Source organism: Diaphorobacter sp. JS3051, assembly GCF_015832135.1.
Taxonomy (GTDB): Bacteria; Pseudomonadota; Gammaproteobacteria; order Burkholderiales; family Burkholderiaceae_C; genus Diaphorobacter; species Diaphorobacter nitroreducens.
In genome coordinates, this window is sequence record NZ_CP065406.1 from 1,133,311 (window position 1) to 1,155,165 (window position 21,855).

General features: G+C 68.4%; 15 protein-coding genes. 9 read left to right on the plus strand and 6 right to left on the minus strand.

Annotated elements, in window-relative coordinates:
- Positions 1 to 18 precede the first annotated feature (18 nt).
- Complete coding sequence (locus I3K84_RS05360; RefSeq protein ID WP_196995652.1) at positions 19 to 3,324, minus strand: exodeoxyribonuclease V subunit beta; 3,306 nt, start codon at positions 3,322 to 3,324, stop codon at positions 19 to 21.
- Entirely contained in the window at positions 3,317 to 5,887 is a 2,571-nt protein-coding gene (locus I3K84_RS05365) for a PD-(D/E)XK nuclease family protein (RefSeq protein WP_196995653.1), read from the minus strand. The genes I3K84_RS05360 and I3K84_RS05365 overlap by 8 nt, the downstream gene beginning before the upstream one ends.
- Positions 5,888 to 6,002: 115 nt before the next feature.
- On the opposite strand from I3K84_RS05365, the gene trxA reads away from it, so the two are divergent.
- The 9 genes from trxA to I3K84_RS05410 all read left to right on the plus strand — a co-directional run bounded on the left by trxA (position 6,003) and on the right by I3K84_RS05410 (position 18,186).
- The gene (trxA, locus tag I3K84_RS05370) at positions 6,003 to 6,335 is read left to right on the plus strand and encodes a thioredoxin TrxA (protein ID WP_011805563.1); all 333 of its coding nucleotides are present in this window, start codon (positions 6,003 to 6,005) and stop codon (positions 6,333 to 6,335) included.
- Positions 6,336 to 6,574: 239 nt separating this feature from the next.
- The gene (rho, locus tag I3K84_RS05375) at positions 6,575 to 7,837 is read left to right on the plus strand and encodes a transcription termination factor Rho (protein WP_011805564.1); all 1,263 of its coding nucleotides are present in this window, start codon (positions 6,575 to 6,577) and stop codon (positions 7,835 to 7,837) included.
- A 342-nt stretch (positions 7,838 to 8,179) separates the two neighbouring features.
- Positions 8,180 to 9,532, plus strand: a complete 1,353-nt coding sequence (locus I3K84_RS05380) for an efflux transporter outer membrane subunit (RefSeq protein ID WP_370567826.1) — start codon at positions 8,180 to 8,182, stop codon at positions 9,530 to 9,532.
- Positions 9,533 to 9,552: 20 nt separating this feature from the next.
- Positions 9,553 to 10,623, plus strand: coding sequence for an HlyD family secretion protein (locus I3K84_RS05385; protein ID WP_172206710.1), 1,071 nt, complete (start codon positions 9,553 to 9,555; stop codon positions 10,621 to 10,623).
- Positions 10,624 to 10,647: 24 nt separating this feature from the next.
- Entirely contained in the window at positions 10,648 to 13,458 is a 2,811-nt protein-coding gene (rbbA, locus tag I3K84_RS05390) for a ribosome-associated ATPase/putative transporter RbbA (protein ID WP_196995655.1), read from the plus strand.
- 3 nt (positions 13,459 to 13,461) lie between these two features.
- Positions 13,462 to 14,610: an ABC transporter permease gene (locus tag I3K84_RS05395; RefSeq protein WP_196995656.1), complete on the plus strand. Its 1,149-nt coding sequence runs from the start codon at positions 13,462 to 13,464 to the stop codon at positions 14,608 to 14,610.
- A gap of 97 nt (positions 14,611 to 14,707) precedes the next feature.
- Positions 14,708 to 14,962, plus strand: a complete 255-nt coding sequence (locus I3K84_RS05400; RefSeq protein ID WP_011805569.1) for a type B 50S ribosomal protein L31 — start codon at positions 14,708 to 14,710, stop codon at positions 14,960 to 14,962.
- Positions 14,963 to 15,112: 150 nt separating this feature from the next.
- Positions 15,113 to 16,810, plus strand: coding sequence for a hypothetical protein (locus I3K84_RS05405; protein WP_011805570.1), 1,698 nt, complete (start codon positions 15,113 to 15,115; stop codon positions 16,808 to 16,810).
- Positions 16,810 to 18,186 carry an MATE family efflux transporter gene (locus I3K84_RS05410; protein ID WP_172206707.1) on the plus strand — a complete coding sequence of 459 codons (1,377 nt, stop codon included), beginning with the start codon at positions 16,810 to 16,812 and terminating at the stop codon, positions 18,184 to 18,186. Before I3K84_RS05405 ends, I3K84_RS05410 begins: the two co-directional genes overlap by 1 nt.
- Here I3K84_RS05410 and phoR read toward each other — a convergent pair.
- The 4 genes from phoR to pstB all read right to left on the minus strand — a co-directional run bounded on the left by phoR (position 18,131) and on the right by pstB (position 21,837).
- Complete coding sequence (gene phoR / locus I3K84_RS05415; RefSeq protein WP_196995657.1) at positions 18,131 to 19,528, minus strand: phosphate regulon sensor histidine kinase PhoR; 1,398 nt, start codon at positions 19,526 to 19,528, stop codon at positions 18,131 to 18,133. The genes I3K84_RS05410 and phoR overlap by 56 nt on opposite strands.
- 86 nt (positions 19,529 to 19,614) lie before the next feature.
- On the minus strand, positions 19,615 to 20,322 hold the full coding sequence (gene phoB / locus I3K84_RS05420; protein ID WP_103737599.1) for a phosphate regulon transcriptional regulator PhoB: 708 nt from the start codon (positions 20,320 to 20,322) through the stop codon (positions 19,615 to 19,617).
- A gap of 16 nt (positions 20,323 to 20,338) precedes the next feature.
- Positions 20,339 to 21,040 carry a phosphate signaling complex protein PhoU gene (gene phoU / locus I3K84_RS05425; RefSeq protein ID WP_011805574.1) on the minus strand — a complete coding sequence of 234 codons (702 nt, stop codon included), beginning with the start codon at positions 21,038 to 21,040 and terminating at the stop codon, positions 20,339 to 20,341.
- 14 nt (positions 21,041 to 21,054) lie between these two features.
- Positions 21,055 to 21,837 (minus strand): phosphate ABC transporter ATP-binding protein PstB, encoded by a 783-nt coding sequence (gene pstB, locus I3K84_RS05430; protein ID WP_011805575.1) that lies wholly within the window; start codon positions 21,835 to 21,837, stop codon positions 21,055 to 21,057.
- Positions 21,838 to 21,855: the final 18 nt, after the last annotated feature.

The window sequence follows — 21,855 nt, forward strand, 5'->3', positions numbered from 1 at the left end:
CGGCGCCTGCCCACCCGGTTAGAACAGCACGCCCTGCCCTGGCGCGTCCACGACCACCAGCCTCCCATCGCCCGTCAAGAAAGCCGCGCCCACCTGTTCGCCCGGAAACTGCGCTCCCACCGCTTCGCGGTACAGGCGCAGCTGGGCCATCAGCTGCGGCTGGCGCTCGGGCGCGGTGGCGCTCTTGTAGTCCAGCACCCACCAGCGCGCACCCTCGCGCGGCTGGCGCAGCCGCACCAGGCGGTCCAGACGCAGACCCTGGCCCTGGTACACCAGCGGCGCTTCGTTGAGGGCCTGCTCCACGTGATCGGGGTTCCACGCCCAGGCACCCTCGCCCTGCAGAATGCTCCGCGCCATCGCTGCGGCCTGTGCGGCGGCCTCCGCCGTGATGTCGAAGTCGCGCGCCAGCTGCGCCAGCCGCCGCGCGGGCCACACGCCGCCCGCCCGCCGGGCGCCGACCACGCCCGCCTGCTCCAGCAACTGGTGCATGGCCTCGCCCTGGCGCGACTGCGGGGTGGAGACGGGAGCACCCGCCGCAGCGGCTTGTGCCCCCGGCGCAGCCCCCGCATACGGCGGAAGCTGCGGCAACGCGACGGCGGCATCGTCAGCCACATCGCCCAATGGCGCGGCGGGCGGCACTGGCGCGTCCTGCAGGGACTCGGCCAGCCGGTTCCACCAACTGCCGGGCGCGGCCGTGCTGGACTGCACCGCCGACAAGGCCAGGCAATGCTTGGCGCGTGTCATGGCCACATAGAGGGTGTTGAGCTCCTCGCGCTGGCGCTCCGCCAGTTCCGCCGCCAGCAGGTCCACCGCACTGGGCGGCGGGTTGGATTCGCTGGCCAGAAAGACAAAGCGCAGCGGAGCGGCCTGCTCGCCCGGCCAGTCGACCAGCGCGCCCATGGTCTCGGCCTTCTGCGCGCGCGCATCGGTGTCCAGCAGCAGCACGCTGTGCGCCTCCAGCCCTTTGGCGCCGTGGATGGTGAGCAGGCGCACGGCCTGCGCCTCCACGCGGCCGGGTGCGCGCATGCCCGGGCGCTTCATGGCGCGCACGAAGGCATAGGCCGTGAGGTAGCGTCCCCCGTCCTGCTGCAGCGCCGCGGCCAGCAAAGCGCGCAGGTTGGCCAGCACGCCCGCACGCTGCGAGGCGGGAGCCGCGGCGGCAAAGCGCGCGGGCACGTCGCCGTGTTCGTAGATGGCATGCAGCGCATCGTGGGGGGGGCGTGTTTCCACCCATCGCTTGTATTGAGCCAAAACAGGCGCCAGCGCTTGCAGGTCGGGCGGAAGCAGCTCACTTTTTTGAAGTACGTCGAACCAGCTGCACGGGGATCCTTCTGCGGCCGTCTGGCGTACCCGCAGCGCAATCTGCACCAGCGCGTCATCCGTCAGGCCGAACAGCGGCGAGCGCAGCGCACGCGCCAGCGAAAGGTCATGCCCCGGCGAGACCAGCGCATCCAGCAGCGCGACGATGTCCTGCACCTCGGGCGCCTCGCCCAGCTCGGCCTTCTCGGGCTGCACGCAGGGCACGTGCAGCGCGCGCAGGGCCTCCTGCAGGGAGGCCAGCCGGTCGCGCTTGCGCGCGAGCACCATGATCTCCTGCGGCTGCACGCCCGCGGCGATCTGCGCCGCCACCCATTGCGCAGCCTGCGCGCATTCGCGCATGCGCAGGGTTTCCTCGGCTTCATGGCGCGGCTGGGTCAGAGTGTCGCGCCACTCGGGGGTAGTGGCCGCGGCGGCATCACCCCCGTCAGGCGCCGTGATCGGGGGCAGGCGCAGCAGTTGCCCCGGGTCGCGCGATTCGGTGGTGTGGTCGCGAAAGCCCGCGTACTCACCCTGCGCCTGCGCCGCCTGCATGGCCCGGTTCACCGCTGCGATCACGCCGATGGCGTTGCGCCGCGTGTGGTCGCAGGCCAGCAGGTCGCCCCCCAGCCCCTCGCGCACGAAGGCCTGGGCGGCCTTGAAGACCTGCGGCTCGGCGCGGCGAAAGCGGTAGATGCTCTGCTTGGGGTCACCCACGATGAACACGCTGGGCGGCTGCTGGCCGCCGCCCGCGCCCGCGTAACCGGCCAGCCAGGCATGCAGCGCCTGCCACTGCAGCGGGTTGGTGTCCTGGAACTCATCCACCAGCAGGTGGCGCACGCGCGCGTCCAGCCGCTCCTGCACCCAGCCCGAGAGGATGGGGTCGGACAGCATGACCAGCGCCGTGCGCTCCACGTCGTTCATGTCCACCCAGCCGCGCTCGCGCTTGAGCTGGGCGAACTGCGCGATGAGCGCACGCGCCAGCCGCGCCATGCGCTGCTGGTGCAGCCAGGCCTCGTGCTGGCGGCGCGCGGCGCACAGGCGCTGAAGTTCGCCCTCGGCCTCCTGCGCGGCGGCGAACTTCTCCAGATTCTTGGACAGGCGATCCTCGCTGGCCACGAAGAAGGCCTTGCGCAGCGTGTCCAGACGCTGGCCCAGGTCGTCGCACAGCCAGGCGTCGATCACCGCGTTGGCGGCCTTCTGCGGCGTCTTGTTCGCCTGCGCCCCCAGCACCTGGGCCCAGGCATGCCAGCGCTGGCGCGCTGCGTCGCTGGCCAGCGCATCGGCCGGATGGTGCAAGCCGGCAAGGTCCGCGAACTGCGTGCCGAAATGCGGGATCGATGCGTCCACCACGCCCGCCTCGTCGGCCAGCGCGAACTCCACGCGCTTGGCCAGCGCGCCTTCAAGCGCCTTGTGCGTCTGCGAGCGGCCGTGATGCGCCACGCAGGCTTCGTAATCCGCGCGCAGCGCGGCGTCCTGCGCCACGGCGGCGAGGTAGGGGCGCCAGACCTCGCGCACTGCCTCGGCGTCATCCTCCAGCAAGTCGTAATGGGCGGGCAGGCCCTGCTGCTCCAGCACCGCCAGCGGCGCCGTGCCCAGCAGCGCCGCAAACCAGCTGTGAAAGGTGCGTATCTGCACGGGGCGGCCCGCGTCCAGCGTCTGCCGGTATAGTTTTTGTAGCTGCTCGCGCTTGTCCAGAGCGCGCTGCGGCCCGATTCCTCTTGCAATCAGCTCCTTTTCCAGATCAGGCAGCGGCTTGGCCGCAAACTCCTGCAGCCATTCCTGCAGGCGCTGGCGCATTTCGCCCGCGGCCTTCTTGGTGAAGGTGATGGCCAGGATCTCGTGCGGCGCACAGCCGTCCAGCAGCGCGCGCAGCATGCGCGAGACCAGCATCCAGGTCTTGCCGGCGCCGGCGCAGGCCTCCACGGCCACGCTGCGCTGCGGGTCGCAGGCGATGGCATAGAAGGCCTCCCGCGTGACCGGTTGGCCGTTGTGTTCGTAGGCGGCTTGCGCGGCAGCTTCACTCATTCCAGAAATCCTTGCGGCACAGACCGCGCGCGGCGCACCATTCGCACACGCTGCCCTCGCCCAACGCGGGCAGCGGCGCGCCGGCGGCAATGCGCTGCATGTCGTGCGTGATGCCGTCCAGCAGCAGGTCGCGCAGGTGCACCACGTCGTCCTGCTCGTGCAGCCGGGTTTCGCCGCGCTCGCCCACATTCACGTACGCGGCCCGCAAGGTGTCGTCCTGCAGCAATGCGGCATAGAAGGCGAGCTGCGTGTCCTCGGCCCCGGCCTTGATGCGCCCGCGCGTGAGGGCGTCGCTTTCGGTCTTGTAGTCGATCACCAGCGCCAGGGGTTCGCCGCCGCCCTGCGGACGCACGGCGTCCACACGGTCCAGTGTGCCGACCAGTTCCAGCGCGCCCAGCGGCTGGCGCGCGCGCAGCTCGGCCTGGCGAAAACAGGCGCCAGCGGCTTCGTGCTTGCCCAGCCATTCCAGATAGCCGGCGCGCAGCGCGGGCCATCCCGAGGCGTAGGGCAGGAAGTCGCCCTCCTGCAGCCCCAGCTCGCGCGTGGCGCGCGCAGCCGCCTCGTCCATGAGCGCCGTGCGCGCCGCGGCGTCGCCCGTGGGCGCGTCCTGCAACGCCTCATGGAAGTGCTGCAGCACGGCATGCAGCCAGGTGCCGAAGTCACGTTTGTCCAGCCCGGCGTCCAGTTCGTCGTCTTCCTGCAGCTGCAGTTGGCGCAGCGCGAAGAAGCGGTAGGGACAGTGGCGCAGGTCGGAATATGCCGAGGACGACAGCCGTTGCACCGGCAGCTGCGCGCCCACCGGCAGCGGACGCGCCGTGGGTGCCACGGGCACGCTGCGCGTCACCCGGGGATCGGCACCGTCCGTGCCGGTTCCGTCCAGCCGAAGCGCCTGGACCAGCGGACTCGGCAGGAGGGGTTCGCCCCCCTCGTCACCCACGCGCCACAGGAGGTCGACACGCTCAATGCGCAGGGCCTGCCGCCAGGCGGCGCGCTGCGCGGCGGCCAACAGGTCGCGCGTGGGCAGCCCCAGTCCCTCGCGCTGCGCCTGCGTCCAGGGGCCGGGCGGTTCAGGCGCGGCCTGCAGGCGTTTCTCATCGCAGCCGGGCAGCACCAGCGCAGCGAACGGGCGCGCCAGCAGCTGCGGCAGGGGCAGAACCACCACGGGTGCATCGTCCACATAGGCCGGTCGATAGCGCGCGCATTCCAGCACCTCTCCCACCCAGCGCGTGAAGTCCGCCAGCGCCATGCGCGCACCGGCCCCGTCCATGTCCTGCAGATCGTCCTGCAGGCCCTCGGGCAGGCGCAGCTCGGCAAGCACGCGCGCACCGGCCTCGTCCTGCTGCAGCCCGTCCCACAGGCCGCAGTCCTGCAGCAGCACGCGCAGCGACTGCAACCACTGGGCCAACGGCCGCGCGGCCCGCAGCTGCGCGCGCCAGGCCTGTACCTGGTCTGCCAACACGGCCTCGGCCGGGCGCCGCTCAGCCAACGCCTGCAGTTGCGTCGCCGCGCCGCTCCAATGCCGGGCGCCCGCACGGCGCAGCCAGTGCTCCAGCGCGCGCAGTGCGGCCCCATCCACCGCGGGCGACTGCTTGAGCCAGTCGAGCACGGCATCGGCGGTGGCGTCCCAGGCACAGGCCTGCAACACCGCCATCAGCCGCGCCGCGGCGTGGGTGATGGAGAGCAGCCAGCCGTTTTCGTCGTGCACAGCCACGCCTGCGCCGCCGAGCAAGGCGCTGATGCGGCGGGTGAGCGCGCGGTCGTTGGCCACCAGCGCCACGGGCGCCTGTCCCTGCGCCAGGTGCTGCAACACACAGGCGGCGGCGCGCTGGGCCTCGTCCTCGGCATCGGGCACGGCATGCAAGGTTGGCACGCCGGCCTTCCCGCCGTCCATCACCTGCGGCAGGTCCACGACAAGGCCCGCCTCTGCCCAGTGCCGCGCCAATGTGCGGGCCAGGGGGTCGGGTTGGAAGCCCTGCACCACCACCAGCAGCGGCACGGCCGCACGCACGCCAGACTCGAACAGCACATCCCCCACGTGGCGCGAGGCCAGCACCCATTCCAGGGCGATGCGCGCTGCGGCGGCCTCCAGCCGGAGCGCGCCACCGTCGCCCGCCGCCGGCAGCAGGGCGCGCGCCGCCTCGCCCCAGTCCGGGCGCCGGTCAGGAGCCACGGCCGCTGCCACCACCGCCAACTGCGCGGCCATCTCCAGCAGCGGACCGCTGAGGACTTCGCGGTGCGCGGCAAGACCGGCGCGGTCGAGCAATGCACGTGCGGTGACCGCATCGCGTGCCATATCGCCCGCGTACTCGCCGCCCTCCGCCAGAGGCGCGCCCAGCTGGGCAGCCCAGTTGCGCGTGGTCTCGAAGCGCGGCGCGAAACCCTGCGGGTAGGCGCGCTGCCATTGCCGGCGCGCCTCGCCCATGAGCTGGGCATACGGCACCAGCACCACGGTGGCCGCCAGGTGCGCGCCGTGCTGCGCTGCCGCTGAGCGCACCTGCTCGAAAACCGCGCGCCACCCCGCGCTGCACGCTGCGGCGTGATCGTCTTTTGCTATGGGTGTCATAGCGTTACAAGCACCGGCCATATGAGGATGCGGGGATTCGGTTTCTGTCACAATGACTGGACTTTATACGTACCGGCATCGCCCACTGCTCACACAAGGAACCAAGGAACGCGCCATGGCCAGCGAACTCATCAAACATCTCTCCGACGCCAGCTTTGAAGCCGACGTGCTGAAAGCCGGCACTCCGGTGCTGGTGGACTACTGGGCCGAGTGGTGCGGCCCCTGCAAGATGATCGCCCCCATCCTGGACGAGGTGGCTGGCGCCTACCAGGGCAAGCTCACCATCGCCAAGATGAACGTGGACGAGAACCGCGAGATTCCCGCCAAGTTCGGCATCCGCGGCATTCCCACGCTGATGCTGTTCAAGAACGGTGAACTCGCCGCCACCAAGGTAGGCGCCATGAGCAAGGCCCAGCTCACCGCCTTCATCGACCAGCAATTGGCCTGATTCCCTTCTTGCCGGCCGCCCTGCGCGGCCGGCAGTCTTCCGAGGTGCGCAGCACCCGGGCAACCTGCGAATAGCGCAGAACTTTTCCTGTCATAATTCGCGCTGATCGCCTCGCCGCACGTGCACCCAGCGGCCGGCTCCGGATCACAGGCTCGCCAAGTCCGCCATCACCCATGGCCCGCACGAAACGCACCCCTTCCCCTCACACAGACATTTCCACTCCGTCCAGGAGTCACTCCATGCACCTTAACGAACTCAAGGCACTGCACGTGTCTGAAGTCCTCAAGCAGGCCGAAGACCTGGAAATCGAAAACGGCGGCCGCATGCGCAAGCAGGAGCTGATGTTCGCCATCATCAAGAAGCGTGCAAAAGCCGGCGAGCAGATTTTTGCCGACGGCGTGCTTGAGATCCTGCCCGACGGCTTCGGCTTCCTGCGCAGCCCCGACACCAGCTACACCGCGAGCACCGACGACATCTATATCAGTCCGAGCCAGGTGCGCCGCTTCAACCTGCACACCGGCGACATGATCGAAGGCGAGGTGCGCACGCCCAAGGACGGCGAGCGTTACTTCGCGCTGACCAAGCTTGACTCCGTCAACGGCGGCCCGCCCGAGCAGAACAAGCACAAGGTGATGTTCGAGAACCTCACGCCGCTGTTCCCCAAGGAGCAGATGCGGCTGGAGCGCGAGATCAAGGGCGAGGAGAACATCACCGGCCGCATCATCGACATCATCGCCCCCATCGGCCGCGGCCAGCGCGCGCTGATCGTCGCGCCTCCGAAGAGCGGCAAGACGGTGATGATGCAGCACATCGCCCATGCCATCACGGCCAACAACCCCGATGTGCACCTGATGGTGCTGCTGGTGGACGAGCGCCCTGAGGAAGTGACCGAGATGCAGCGCTCGGTCAAGGGCGAAATCATTGCGTCGACCTTCGACGAGCCCGCCGCACGCCACGTGCATGTGGCCGAGATGGTGATCGAGCGCGCCAAGCGCCTCGTGGAACTGAAAAAGGACGTGGTGATCCTGCTGGACTCCATCACCCGCCTGGCCCGCGCCTACAACAACGTGGTGCCCTCCAGCGGGAAGGTGCTCTCCGGCGGCGTGGACTCCAACGCCCTGCAACGCCCCAAGCGCTTCTTCGGCGCGGCGCGCAAGGTCGAGGAAGGCGGCTCGCTGACCATCATTGCCACGGCGCTGGTCGATACCGGCAGCCGCATGGACGAAGTGATCTTTGAAGAATTCAAGGGCACGGGCAACTGCGAAATCCACCTGAGCCGCCGCCTCTACGAAAAGCGCGTGTTCCCGGCCATCGAGCTCAACAAGAGCGGCACACGCCGAGAGGAACTGCTGCTGGCACCCGAAATCCTGCAGAAGACGCGCATCCTGCGCCAGTTCATGTACAACATGGACGAGATCGAGTCCATGGAACTCATGATCAAGAAGATGAAGGAAACCAAGACCAACGTGGAGTTCTTCGAGGCCATGCGCCGCGGCGGCTGACCTGGTCTGCTCCACCGCTTTGCCCAGCCCCGCCATCGTGCGGGGCTTTTTCATGGCCGCCCATTGCCCCTCGCTGTGCGCAGGCGTGACTCCCCGCCCACCGCTCACTTGATTCGCCTCAAGACACGGCGCGACGCGCCGGCCCATACTGGCTGTCATCTCATTTCGATATCATGGTGGCCCGCAATGGGGCGCCCAACGGACCGGGCGCTGCGAACGAAATTGCGGATTACCATCGCCGGCCTGCGTATGCCCTTCGCCCTCCCCGCCCTCGTGTCGCTCCTTGACAGCCCAGCGCTGCGCACGGGCCTGCTCGGGATCTGCGTCACAGTCGCCGGATGCATGGCAGGGGTGCGAACGGACGTGCCCTCCCCTGCGCTGCTGCCCGCCGCATGGCCCGTGCCACCCGTCGCCTTCGATGACAGCACCGTCAGCGTTGACGACCAGGCCGAGTGGGGGATGTTCTACCGCGACCCCACACTGCAAGGCCTGGTGCGCCAGGCGCTCGAGAACAACCGCGACCTGCGCCTGGCAATGCTGCGCGTGGACGAGGCGCGCGCCGCCCTGGGCCTGCAGTCCGCCGAACGCTGGCCGACCCTGGCCGTGGGCAGCAGCCACACCCGCGCCCGCGTGCCGGGGGACCTGAACGTGGCCGGCCGCGCCGTCACCACCGGCGAGCACCGCGTGGGCCTTGCCATCAGCAACTGGGAGCTGGATCTGTGGGGCCGCGTGCGCAGCCTGGAGGCGGCAGCGCAGCAGGCCTACTTCGCCTCCGCCGAAGGCAGCCGCGCCGCCCAGGCCGCACTGGTGAACCAGGTGGCACGCAACTACCTCGCATGGCGCGAAACGCAGGAACGCATCGCGCTGACAGAAGACACCATCGCCACGCGCCGCGAGAGCCTGCGCATCTTCGGGCGCCGCCACGCGGCCGGCGCCATCTCGCGCCTGGCGCTGACGCAGGTGGAATCTCTGCTGTACCAGGCCGAATCCATCGGCACCCAGCTCGCGCAGCAGCAGGCACTGCAGGCCCATGCGCTGGCGCAGCTCGTGGGCGTACCGTGGGATGCGCTGGCCCTGGCGCCGCCCCAGGCTGCCGTCGCCCTTCCCACCGTGCCCGCGGGATTGCCTTCCGACCTGCTGCTGCGCCGCCCCGACATTGCCGCCGCCGAGCACACCCTGCACGCCGCCAACGCCCGCGTGCAAGCCGCGCGCGCAGCGTTCTTTCCGCGCATCGCTCTGACCACGAGTGCGGGCACCGCCAGCGCGCACCTGGACGGCCTGTTCGACAGCGGCAGCCGCGCCTGGACGTTCGCTCCCAGCATCTCTGTGCCGCTCTTCGACGGCGGGCGCCTGCAGTCCAACCTGGATCTGAGCGCCGCACGCCAGAACATCGCTGTGGCCGACTACGAAAAGACCGTGCAGACGGCCTTCCGCGAAGTGTCAGACGCATTGGCCACGCGCGCCACGGCAGCGCGCCAGATCACGCTGCAGCAGGCCCAGCGCGACGCCTTGCATGAACGCGCACGTTTGGCGCAACTGCGCTACGACCACGGTGCCACGCCCTACTTCGAAGTGCTGGATGCCCAGCGCGACCTGCTGGCCGCCGAGCAGCAACTCGTGCAGGCACGCTATGCGCTACAGGCAGCACACATCGCCGTCTATGCCGCGCTGGGCGGCGGCGCGCCCGCGCGCTGACAACCCAACGGGACCCTCGCATGACCATTCCCAAGAAAATCCTCATCGCCGCAGCCGCAATCGCTGCCATCGCCGCACTGGGCGGCTACGCCTGGCTGCAGTGGAAGGAAACGCAGCAGAACGCCGGCCTTGTGGGCGGCAACGGGCGCATCGAGGCCACCGAGGTGGACGTGGCCACCAAGTACGCCGGCCGCGTGGCCGAGATCCTGGTGCAGGAAGGCGACTTCGTGCAGGCCGGCCAGCCACTGGCGCGCATGCAGGTGGACAGCCTGCTGGCCCAGCAGCGCGAGGCCGAGGCCAGCCGCGACCGCGCCCTGCAGGCCGTGGCCTCCGCGCGCGCCCAGGTGGCACTGCGCGAGAGCGAGCACACGGCCGCCCAGGCCCTGATCGCCCAGCGCGAGGCCGACCTGGACGCCGCTCAGCGCCGCGCGGCACGGTCGGAGACGCTGGCGCGCGAGGGCGCATCCTCCGAGCAGGAACTGGACGACGACCGGGCCCGCGTGCGCAGCGCACAGGCCGCGCTGAAGGCCACGCAGGCACAGGCGCAGGCCGCGGGCGCGGCCATCGTTGCCGCGCGCACCCAGGTGGCCGGCGCCGAATCGGCGGTAAAAGCCGCCGATGCGACCGTGCAGCGCATCAACGCCGACCTGGCCGACAGCGAACTCGCCGCCCCGCGCGATGGCCGCGTGCAGTTGCGCCTGGCCCAGCCTGGTGAAGTGCTGGGCGGCGGCGGCAAGCTGCTGAACCTGGTGGACCTGACCGACGTGTACATGAGCTTCTTCTTGCCCGAGACCGTGGCCGGCCGCGTGGCGCTGGGAACCGAGGTGCGCATCGTGCTCGACGCCGCACCGCAGTATGTGATCCCGGCCAAGGTGTCGTTCGTCGCCAGCACGGCGCAGTTCACGCCCAAGACCGTGGAGACGGCCAGCGAGCGGCAAAAGCTCATGTTCCGCGTGCGCGCGCGCATCGCCCCCGAGCTGCTGCGCAAGCACATCACGCAGGTGAAGACCGGCCTGCCCGGCCAGGCCTGGATCAAGCTGGACGAGGGCCGCGACTGGCCGGCGCACCTGCACAACGTCGTGGCCCCCTGACGGACCGTGACGCCCGGCTGCTCCATGCCCCAGCACCTTGAGACCGCCACCCCCGTGGCCCGGCTGCGGGACGTGCAACTGCGCTACGGCGCGGCCCAGGCCCTGCGCGGCATCACGCTGGACATACCGACCGGCCGCATGGTGGGCCTGATCGGGCCGGACGGCGTGGGCAAGTCCAGCCTGCTGGCGTTGATGGCCGGCGCGCGCGCACTGCAGCAGGGCAGCGTGCAGGTGCTGGGCGGCGACATGGCGCGCAAGGCGCACCGCGACGCGATCTGCCCGCGCATCGCCTACATGCCGCAGGGCCTGGGCAAGAACCTCTACCCCACGCTGTCGGTCGAGGAGAACCTGCAGTTCTTCGCGCGCCTGTTCGGCCACGGCGTGGCCGAACGGCGCAGGCGCATTGACGACCTCACACGCAGCACAGGCCTGTACCCCTTCCTCGCGCGGCCCGCGGGCAAGCTCTCGGGCGGCATGAAGCAAAAGCTGGGGCTGTGCTGCGCGCTGATCCATGACCCTGACCTGCTGATCCTGGACGAGCCCACCACCGGCGTGGACCCCCTTGCACGCGCGCAGTTCTGGGAGCTGATCGCCCGCATCCGCACCGAGCGCGCGCACATGAGCGTGATCGTCGCCACCGCCTACATGGACGAGGCGCAGCGCTTCGACTGGCTGGTGGCCATGGACGATGGCGCCGTTCTTGCCACGGGCACACCGCAAGAGCTGCTGCAGCGTGCTGGCGTCGACACCCTGGAGGAAGCCTTCATCGCCCTGCTGCCCGAAGCCAGGAAGCGCGGCCACAGCCCGGTGGTGATTCCACCGCTGCCGACCAACGGCGAGGACGACATTGCCATCGAGGCGCAGGGCCTGACCATGCGCTTTGGCGACTTCGTGGCCGTGGACCAGGTGAGCTTTCGCATCCGACGCGGCGAGATCTTCGGCTTTCTGGGCTCCAACGGCTGCGGCAAGTCCACCACCATGAAGATGCTCACCGGACTGCTGCCTGCGTCCGAGGGCCGTGCCTGGCTGTTCGGGCAGGCGGTGGACCCGCACGACATGGCCACGCGCCGGCGCGTGGGCTACATGTCGCAGGCGTTCTCGTTGTATGGCGAGCTGACGGTAGAGCAGAACCTGGTGCTGCACGCGCGTCTGTTCCATGTGCCGGAAGAACAGGTGACAGCGCGCGTGGACGAGATGCTGCAGCGCTTTGCCCTGCAGGACGAGCGTGCCACCCTGCCCGCCAACCTGCCGCTGGGCATGCGCCAGCGCCTGTCGCTGGCCGTGGCCATGGTGCACCGGCCCGAGTTGCTGATCCTGGACGAGCCCACCTCCGGCGTGGACCCGGTGGCGCGCGACGCCTTCTGGCGCCTGCTGGTCGAACTGTCGCGCCGCGACCGTGTGACGATCTTCATCTCCACCCACTTCATGAACGAGGCCGAGCGCTGCGACCGCATGTCCATGATGCACGCGGGCCGGGTGCTGGACAGCGACACGCCGGCCGCGCTGATGGCCCGGCGCGGCGCCCAGACGCTGGAGCAGGCGTTCATCGGCTACCTGCTGGAGGCCGCTGGCGAGCCCGCGGCCGATGACGGCGCTACAAAAACAGGAGCTTTCAGCGCTCAATCGACGGTCGTATCAAACGCAAAAGAGTTTGAAACACCCGCAAATCAAGCGGCAGCAGCTCCTGAAATAGAAGCACCCCGGCACCGCGCCTTCAGCCTGCAGCGCATGCTGAGCTACATGTGGCGCGAGTCGCTGGAGCTGCGCCGCGACCCGGTGCGCGCCACGCTGGCGCTGGCGGGCTCGTTGATCCTGATGTTCGTGATCGGCTACGGCATCAACATGGATGTGGAGAACCTGCGCTACGCCGTGCTCGACCGCGACCAGACCACGCTGAGCCAGAGCTATGCCAACGCGCTCTCGGGATCGCGCTATTTCATCGAGCAACCGCCGCTGTCGGACCATGCCGAGCTGGACCGGCGCATGCGCAGCGGCGAGCTGTCGCTGGCCATCGAGATCCCCAGCGGCTTTGCCCGCGACGTGCTGCGCGGCAAGAACGTGGAGATCGGCGCCTGGGTGGACGGCGCCATGCCCATGCGCGCGGAGACCGTGCGCGGCTATGTGCAAGGCATGCACCAGCATTGGCTGGCCGCGCAACTGCACGAGCGCACGGGGCAGCGCCTGGCCAGCAGCGTGACCGTGCAATCGCGCTACCGCTACAACCCCGACGTGCGCAGCCTGCCCGCCATGGTGCCGGCGGTGATTCAGCTCTTGATGCTCATGCTGCCGGCGATGCTCACGGCGCTGGCCGTGGTGCGCGAGAAGGAGATGGGCTCCATCCTCAACCTGTACGTGACGCCCGTCACACGCACCGAATTCCTGCTGGGCAAGCAACTGCCCTACGTGTTGCTGGCCATGCTGAACTTCCTGCTCATGTGCCTGCTGGCGGTGACCGTGTTCGGCGTGCCCATCACCGGCAGCTTTGCCACGCTGGCGCTGGCAGCGCTGGTGTTCTCGGTCACCTCCACCGGCATGGGCCTGCTGGCCAGCAGCGTCACGCGCAGCCAGATTGCAGCCATGTTCTTCGCACTCATCGGCACGCTGATACCGGCGGTGCAGTTCTCGGGCCTGATCGATCCCGTCTCGTCGCTGGAGGGCAGCGGCCGCCTCATCGGCTCGGTCTACCCGGCCACGTACATGTTCATGATCAGCCGCGGCGTCTTCAGCAAGGGACTGGGACTGGCCGACCTGCAGGGCGCGCTGCTGCCGCTGCTGGCGTCGGTGCCCGTGGTCATGCTGGGCGCGATTGCGCTGCTGAAGAAGCAGGAGCGCTGACCAATGCCCGGCTCCTCCTCATCCGTGCGCCTGCACCTGCTCAACATCTACCGCCTGGGCGTGAAGGAGTTGTGGAGCCTGCTGCGCGACCCCACCATGCTGGTGCTGATCGTGTATGTGTTCACGCTGTTGGTGTACGCCGCCGCCACGGCCATGCCCGAAATCCTGCACAAGGCGCCGATCGCGATCGTGGACGAGGACCAGTCGCAACTGTCGCAGCGCATCGTTTCGGCCTTTTACCCGCCGCAGTTCAACACGCCGGCGCTCATCACCGCGCGCGAGATGGATGCTGGCATGGACGCGGGGCACTACACCTTCGTGCTCAACATCCCGCCCGACTTCCAGCGCGACGTGCTCGCGGGCCGGGCAGCGGAAGTACAGCTGAACGTGGACGCCACGCGCATGAGCCAGGCCTTCAGCGGCAATGCCTACGTGCAGCAGATCGTGCTGAGCGAGGTCAGCGAGTTCGTGCAACGCTACCGCGGCACCGCAGCCCCACCCGTGGATCTGGCGCTGCGCATGCGCTTCAACCCCGCGCTGGACAAGGCATGGTTCGGCAGCCTGATGCAGATCATCAACAGCGTGACCATGCTGTCCATCATCCTCACGGGCGCGGCGCTGATCCGCGAGCGCGAGCACGGCACCATCGAACACCTGCTGGTGATGCCGGTCACCCCGGCCGAGATCATGCTGTCCAAGGTCTGGTCGATGGGGCTGGTGGTGCTGGTGACCGCCTTCGTCTCGCTCAACCTGGTGGTGCGGGGTCTGCTGGGCGTGTCGATCGAAGGTTCGCTGGCGCTGTTCGTGGCCGGGGCGGCGCTGCACCTGTTCGCCACCACCTCCATGGGCATCTTCATGGCCACGGTGGCGCGCAGCATGCCGCAGTTCGGGCTGCTCATGGTGCTCACGCTCATCCCGCTGGAGATGCTGTCGGGCGGCACCACGCCGCGCGAGAGCATGCCGGCGCTGGTGCAGGACCTGATGCTGGCGGCCCCCACCACGCACTTCGTGGAGCTGGGCCAGGCCATCTTGTACCGCGGCGCAGGCATGGACGTGGTGTGGCCGCAGTTCCTGGCGTTGGCGGGCATCGGCTCGGTCCTGTTCGCCCTGTCGCTGGCGCGCTTTCGCCGCACCATCAGCAGCATGGCCTAGCACCGCTGAATCAGCTTGTGCGATAATTGCAGGCTTTTTTGCGGAAAGTACACTGGAATAGGCTGGTGCGGCTCCCGCTGACTTGAGGAAGAAGATCATGAAAGAAGGCATCCACCCCAATTACCGCGAAGTGCTGTTCGTTGACCTGTCCAACGGCTTCAAGTTCGTGACCCGTTCCTGCGTGAACACGAAGGAAACCGAAACCTTCGAAGGCAAGGAATACCCCCTGTACAAGCTGGACACGTCCTCCGAATCGCACCCCTTCTACACCGGCACGCAAAAGTCGGTGGACAACATGGGCGGCCGCGTGGAGCGTTTCCGCAACCGCTTCGGCAAGACCGCAGCGAAGTAAGCAGCAAGGCCTGCCCCGTGCAGGCCCGTGCAGGCAGGTGGCGAACCCATTCGCCGCACCTGCACACACCAGGCAGCCCGGCTTCTCCGCGCTGCCTTTTTTATTGCGCACTCCGCTATCCTCGGCCCAACGCCATTTCCCCCCGTCCGCGTGATACACCCGACCCCCGCCATCGTTGCCCAGAGCGCCGTGCGCCCGCTGCCGCGTTGGGCCTTGCTGCTGCTGTGCCTGGCCTATGCCGTTCCCGGCTTCGTGGGGCGCGACCCGTGGCGCAATGCGGACATCGCCTCGTTCGGCTACATGCGCGAACTGGCCCTCGGGCGCACCTCCTGGATGGACCCGCTGCTGGTGGGCGTGCCGCCGGATGGCGACGGACTGCTGCCCTACTGGCTGGGCGCGTGGGCCATCCAGGCGCTGGACGGCTGGCTGCCGGCGGAGCTTGCCGCGCGCCTGCCGTTCGTCGCTCTGCTGCTGCTGACCCTGGCGGCCACCTGGTACAGCGTGTACTACCTGGCGCGCAGCCCCGGCGCACAGCCCGTGGCCTTTGCCTTCGGCGGCGAGGCGCAGCCCGCCGACTATGCCCGCGCCATGGCCGACGCCGGCCTGCTGGCCTTCATCGCCTGCCTGGGACTGGCCCAGCTGTCGCATGAAACCACGAGCTACCTCACCCAGCTGTGCTGCACCGCGCTGCTGTTTTACGCTGGCTCCGCAATGCCTTGGCGCACGGCGTGGCCCACCTTCACCGCCATTGCCGGTCTGCTGGGGCTGGTGCTCAGCGGCGCCCCCACGCTCGCAGTGCTGCTGGGCCTGGGCTGTGCCTGGCTGGTGGCCTGCACGCGCGGCGCGACACTGCGAAGCCGCGCAGTGGCAGGGGGCGTGCTGCTGGCCGCCACAGTGGCCGCTGCCGCGCTGGCGCTGCAGTTGGACCTATGGCGCTGGCGCATCGTGCGCTTCGAAGATCTGAAACAGTGGCAAAGCCTGGTGCGCCTGTTCATCTGGTTCAGCTGGCCCGCCTGGCCCCTCACGCTGTGGACGCTGTGGCGCTGGCGGCAGCAGATCCTCAGCCGCGAATGGCACCGGCACCTGTTGCTGCCGCTGTGGTTTGCCCTCGTGGCCGTGACAGCCACACTGACCACCCAGCCGGCCGACCGCGCACTGCTGCTGGGCCTGCCCGCCCTGGCGGCGCTGGCCGCCTTTGCGCTGCCGACGCTGCGGCGCAGCATCGCAGCGCTGATCGACTGGTTCACCCTGCTGTTCTTCAGCGCCTCGGCCATCGGTATCTGGGTGGTGTGGCTGGCGGTGCAGACAGGGGTGCCGGCCAAGCCCGCGGCCAACGTGGCCAAGCTGGCGCCCGGCTACGTGCCGTCGTTCTCGCTGTTGGCCTTCGGCGTGGCGCTGGCCGCCACGGCTGCGTGGTGCCTGCTGGTGGTCTGGCGCGCGGCACGCAACCGCCCCGTCATCTGGCGCAGCCTGGTGTTGCCCGCAGGCGGCGCCACGCTGGGCTGGCTGCTCATGATGACCTTGTGGCTGCCGCTGCTGAACTATGGCCGCAGCTTCGCACCCCAGGTGGCCGGCGTGGCTGCCGCCATCACCGACCGCGACAGCTGCGTGGTCGGCTACGGGCTGAACCGTGCGCAGTTGGCCGCGCTGCTGCACCATGGGCAGCTGCACATGGTGCCCACCGAACAGCTGGCGCAGTGCGACTGGGTCATCGCAGACGCCTCCGCCGCACCGCTGGTGAGCGCGTTGCTGCCCCCAGCGCAGTGGCAGGAGATGGCGAGCGTCAGCCGCCCCACGGACCGCGGCGACCGCATGCTGGTGCTGCGCCGCGCGGCCCGCAAGCGCTGATGTCCGAGCTGTCCACCATTGCACGGCACGCACTCACCGTGCTGGCCGGGCAGCTTGCGGTGATGGCCTTCGGGGTCACCGACACCATCGTTGCCGGACGCCATTCGCAGGAGTCCCTGGCCGCCCTCTCCATCGGCTCAGCCGTGTTCGTGAGCGTGTACGTGGCGCTCATGGGTGTGTTGCAGGCCTTGCTGCCCATCTGGGCCGAGCAGCGCGGCGCGAACGCACAGGCCGGCATGGGCGCCAGCGTGCGCCAGTCGCTGTACCTGTGGGCGGGTGCCGCGGTGCTGGGCATGGCCGTGCTGCTGTCGCCAGGCCCACTCCTGCAATGGACCGAGGTGCCGCCGGCGCTGCGCGGCGAGGTGCAAGCCTACCTGGCCATCCTCGCGTTCGGCCTGCCGCCTGCATTGCTGTTTCGCATCTACAGCACCCTCAACCAGGCTTTGGGGCACCCGCAGCTCGTCACCTGGCTGCAGGTCGGCTCGCTGGCGGTCAAAGTGCCGCTCTCGGTCTGGTTCACCTTCGGCGGTGCCGGTCTGGCGCCGCAGGGTGCTGCAGGCTGCGCGTGGGCCACGCTGGCCGTGAACTACGGCCTGATGCTGCTGGGCTGGTGGATGCTGCGTCGCCACACGATGTACGGCCCGCTGCGGCTGTGGCGCCCGTTGGAGCGGCCCGACCCCGCGCAGATTGCGCGCTTTCTGCGGCTGGGCCTGCCAGCGGGCTTGTCCATCCTGGTGGAGGTGACTTCCTTCACGCTGATGGCGCTGTTCATCGCACGCCAGGGGGCGTTGGCCTCGGCTGCGCACCAGATCGCTTCCAACCTCGCCGCCGTGCTCTACATGGTGCCTTTGTCGCTGGCCATTGCCGCAAGCGCCCGCGTGAGCTTCTGGCGTGGCGCGGGGAACGAGCACCAGGCCGCTGCCGTCGCCTTGAAGGGTTTTTGGCTTGCAGCGCTTATGGGATGTGCGCTAGCAGCTATATTATTAATAGCAAAAGACACGATCACGGCCTTGTACTCCACCAGCGCGGAAGTCGTCGCCATGGCTGGCGCGCTGGCAGTATGGGTGGCCGCCTACCATGTGGCGGATGCCCTGCAGACGCTGTGCATCTTCGTGCTGCGCAGCTACCGCATCACGCTGGCGCCATTGGCGGTCTATTGCGTGCTGCTGTGGGGCGTGGGACTGTATGGAGGCTACGTGTTGGCCTACCGCGGCCTGGCGGGTTGGGGGCCGATGCATTCCCCTTCGCCTTTTTGGGCCGCCAGCGCTGCCGCTCTAGGCGCGACGGCGTTGATTTTCACGGCCCTGCTGCTGGGCGTGCTCAGGCTGCAGACACGCCGGGCGGCTCCGCCGCTACGGCAGGACCCCCACCGCTGAGGCCGCGCGGCGGCGTCCGCAGGCGCGACGGCGGAAACACCACCGTGAACGTCGAGCCCTGCCCCACCACGCTGGCCACCTGCAGCGCTGCGCCATGGCGCTGCACCACATGCTTCACGATGGCCAGTCCGAGGCCCGTGCCGCCCGTGTCGCGCGAGCGGCTGCGGTCCACGCGGTAAAAACGCTCGGTGATGCGCGGCAGGTGTTGCGGCTCAATGCCAGGCCCTGAGTCGCGCACCATGAAACGGGCGCTGCCATCAGGCTCCACGTCCCACGCCACGGTGATGCTGCCCCCGGGTGGCGTGTAGCGCACGGCGTTGTTGACCAGGTTGGCCAGGGCGCTTTGCAGCTCGGCCGCATTGCCGGCCACCTGCCCGGCCGCCTGCGCTGCTTCGGCCGTGGGGAACGTGATCTGGTGAAGCTTGCCGGGCTGGTTCTGCGTCAGCAGGGCCGAGAGCGCGCGCCCCTCGTCCTCGCAGCGGCGCAGCAGCGTCGAGACCGCGACCCATTCGTGCATGCTGGGCGGAGGGCTTCCCTCCAGGCGCGACAGCGTCAACAGGTCTTGCACCAGGTTCTGCATGCGCACGGCCTGCTGCGACATCATGCGCAGGTAGCGCGCACGCTCCTCGTTGCTGAGCTGCAGGGTCTGCAGGGTTTCGACAAAGCCCATCAGCACGGTGAGCGGGGTGCGGATCTCATGCGACACGTTGGCGACGAAGTCGCGCCGCATGGCCTCGGCCTGCTCCAGCGCCGTCACGTCGCGTGACAGCAGCAGCTTGCGGCCATCGCCATACGGGTGCAGGTGCACCGATACGCGCACCGGCCGCGAGGGCGTGCTGGCGCGTCCGGGCAGCACCACGTCGCGCGTGTAGTCCTTGGACGCGTAGTAGGTACTGAAGTCCGGGTCCCGCACGAGGTTGCCGATGGATTGCTGCGCATCACGCTCCGCATCCAGGCCAAAGTGTTCCTCGGCCATCTGGTTGCACCATTCGATATGGCCTTCGGCATCCAGCAGCATCACGCCATTGGGCGATGCCTGCAGCGCCTGGAGGATTTCCTGCAGGCGCGCATCGCCAGCCTGCGCCTTCAACTGGCCCTGGCGCACCAGGCGCCGTGCGCGGTCCGCTGCTTCTCCCCACAGGCCGCTCAGGCGTGGCGTTTGCGTGGGGTCTCCTTGGCGCAACCAGTTCAGCACGCGCGCGCCGCGCCACAGATCCCAGGCAAACCACAACCATGCGGCGAAACAGGCGCCGATGCCGGCACCCCAGGGGCCCGCCTGCCACCAGCCCAGCGCACCGCCGATCAGTTGGCACAGCAGAAAGAAACAGAAGCGCAGGAGCATGGCCGCAGGGCTCAGGTCAGGAACAAAAAAGGCGCCCGCACATGATACGGACGCCTGAAAAAACACGGGGCGAGGCGCGCTCGCCGTTACGCCCGCATGAGTGCCTGCGGCTGCGCGGTAAGCCGGTAACCCGCTCCGCGCACGGTCTCCACCATGGCGCCGCCCACACCCAATGCTTCGCGAAGGCGCTTCACGTGAACGTCCACCGTGCGCTCCTCGATGAAGACGTGGTCCCCCCAAATCTTGTCGAGCAGTTGCGCGCGGCTGTGCACGCGCTCCGGGTGCTTCATCAGGTAGTGCAGCAGCTTGAACTCTGTCGGCCCGACCTTGAGCTGCTGGCCCTGGTAGCTGACGCGATGCGTGGCCGCATCCAGCACCAGTTCACCAATAGAGACGCTGTCGCTGACCTGCTCGGGCGCACGCCGGCGCAGCACGGCGCGGATGCGCGCCAGCAGTTCCTGCGTGGAAAACGGCTTGGTGATGTAGTCGTCGGCGCCGGCATCCAGCCCGGCCACCTTGTCGGGCTCGTCACCGCGCGCCGTCAGCATGAGGATCGGGATCTGCTTGGTGCGGCTGTCGGCACGCCACTTGCGTGCCAGTTGCAGGCCACTTTGGCCCGGCAGCATCCAGTCCAGCAAGATGACATCGGGCAGCACCGCGTCCAGCTCGCGCTGCGCCGACTCGCCGTCTTCCGCCCAGATGGGCTGAAAGCCGTTGTGGCGCAGGTTCACGGCCACCAATTCTGCGATGGGGGACTCGTCCTCGACGATGAGTACCCGGGGAAGCTTCTTCATCGGTTCACCGCCTTTCTCAGGCCACGGCCGACTCGATCTCGTCCAGCGCCGTGTGGCGCACGTCCTTGCCCTTGACGAGATAGATGATCAGCTCGGCCACGTTCTTGGAATGGTCGCCGATGCGCTCGATGGCCTTGGCCAGGAACAGCAGGTCCAGGCTGGCGGAGATGGTGCGCGGGTCTTCCATCATGTAGGTGATGAGCTTGCGCACGAAACCGTCGAACTCCCGGTCGATGAGATCGTCTTCCTTCAGGATGGCAACAGCGGCCTTGGTGTCCAGGCGGGCAAACGCATCCAGCGCCTTGCGCAGGAGCCCCGAAGCCAGGTCGGCCGCCACACGCAGGTCGCTGGACGGTAGCGAACGGGCGGCCCCGCTTTCGATGATGGACTTGACCATGCGCGCCATGCGCGTGGCCTCGTCACCCATGCGCTCCAGATTGGCGATGGCCTTGGAGAAGGCCATCAGCAGGCGCAGGTCGCGTGCGGTGGGCTGGCGGCGCGCGATGACGGAAGCCAGCTCATGGTCGATCTCGACCTCCATGGCGTTCACGCGGCGCTCCAACTGCTCCACCTGTTCGACGGCTTCCAGGTTGAAGTGGGAAAGCGCATAGATGGCCTGGCGAATCTGCGACTCCACCAGGCCGCCCAGTTCCATGACGCGGGAGGAAATGTTGTTCAGTTCGCTGTCGAACTGTGAAGAAAGATGTTTGTCTGCCATGTCTCGTACCTCCATCAGCCGAAGCGGCCCGTGATGTAGTCCTCTGTCTCCTTGCGCTGCGGCTTGAAGAACATCTGCTCTGTGTCCCCGAACTCCACCAGGTCGCCCAAATACATATAGGCGGTGTAGTCACTGCAGCGCGCCGCCTGCTGCATGTTGTGCGTGACGATGACCACGGTGTAGTCGTCTTTCAGTTCAGCGATCAATTCCTCGATCTTGGCGGTCGAGATGGGGTCCAGCGCCGAGCAGGGCTCGTCGAGCAACAACACTTCCGGCTTGATGGCGATGCCGCGTGCGATGCACAGGCGCTGCTGCTGGCCGCCGGACAGGCCCGCGCCGCTCTGGTCCAGCTTGTCCTTGACCTCATTCCACAAGGCCGCCTTGCGCAGCGCCCATTCCACGCGGTCGTCCATGTCGCTCGCGCTCAGGCTCTCGAAAAGCTTCACGCCAAAGGCGATGTTGTCGTAGATCGACATGGGAAACGGCGTGGGCTTCTGGAACACCATGCCCACCTTGGCGCGGATCAGCGCCACGTCCTGCTTGCTGGTGAGCAGGTTCTCGCCGTCGAGGATGATCTGCCCCTCGGCGCGCTGCTCGGGATACAACTCGAACATGCGGTTGAAGGTGCGCAGCAGCGTGGATTTGCCGCAGCCCGACGGCCCGATGAAGGCGGTGACCTTCTTCTCGGGAATGTCGAGGTTGATGCTCTTGAGGGCATGGAACTTCCCGTAATAGAAGTTCAGGTCACGGACCGTGATCTTGGATTGCACGGGCGCGGAGGTCTTGGTGGAGGGCATGAATGTCTTCCGGAGGCA

Bases quoted from the DNA above. Each gene is read 5' to 3' on its own strand.
- I3K84_RS05395 (WP_196995656.1), top strand. From the start codon at position 13,462: ATGCCCGGCTCCTCCTCATCCGTGCGCCTGCACCTGCTCAACATCTAC.
- phoR (WP_196995657.1), bottom strand. From the start codon at position 19,528: ATGCTCCTGCGCTTCTGTTTCTTTCTGCTGTGCCAACTGATCGGCGGT.
- rbbA (WP_196995655.1), top strand. From the start codon at position 10,648: ATGCCCCAGCACCTTGAGACCGCCACCCCCGTGGCCCGGCTGCGGGAC.
- I3K84_RS05360 (WP_196995652.1), bottom strand. From the start codon at position 3,324: ATGAGTGAAGCTGCCGCGCAAGCCGCCTACGAACACAACGGCCAACCG.
- I3K84_RS05400 (WP_011805569.1), top strand. From the start codon at position 14,708: ATGAAAGAAGGCATCCACCCCAATTACCGCGAAGTGCTGTTCGTTGAC.
- trxA (WP_011805563.1), top strand. From the start codon at position 6,003: ATGGCCAGCGAACTCATCAAACATCTCTCCGACGCCAGCTTTGAAGCC.
- pstB (WP_011805575.1), bottom strand. From the start codon at position 21,837: ATGCCCTCCACCAAGACCTCCGCGCCCGTGCAATCCAAGATCACGGTC.
- rho (WP_011805564.1), top strand. From the start codon at position 6,575: ATGCACCTTAACGAACTCAAGGCACTGCACGTGTCTGAAGTCCTCAAG.
- I3K84_RS05380 (WP_370567826.1), top strand. From the start codon at position 8,180: ATGGCAGGGGTGCGAACGGACGTGCCCTCCCCTGCGCTGCTGCCCGCC.
- phoU (WP_011805574.1), bottom strand. From the start codon at position 21,040: ATGGCAGACAAACATCTTTCTTCACAGTTCGACAGCGAACTGAACAAC.
- phoB (WP_103737599.1), bottom strand. From the start codon at position 20,322: ATGAAGAAGCTTCCCCGGGTACTCATCGTCGAGGACGAGTCCCCCATC.
- I3K84_RS05410 (WP_172206707.1), top strand. From the start codon at position 16,810: ATGTCCGAGCTGTCCACCATTGCACGGCACGCACTCACCGTGCTGGCC.
- I3K84_RS05385 (WP_172206710.1), top strand. From the start codon at position 9,553: ATGACCATTCCCAAGAAAATCCTCATCGCCGCAGCCGCAATCGCTGCC.
- I3K84_RS05365 (WP_196995653.1), bottom strand. From the start codon at position 5,887: ATGACACCCATAGCAAAAGACGATCACGCCGCAGCGTGCAGCGCGGGG.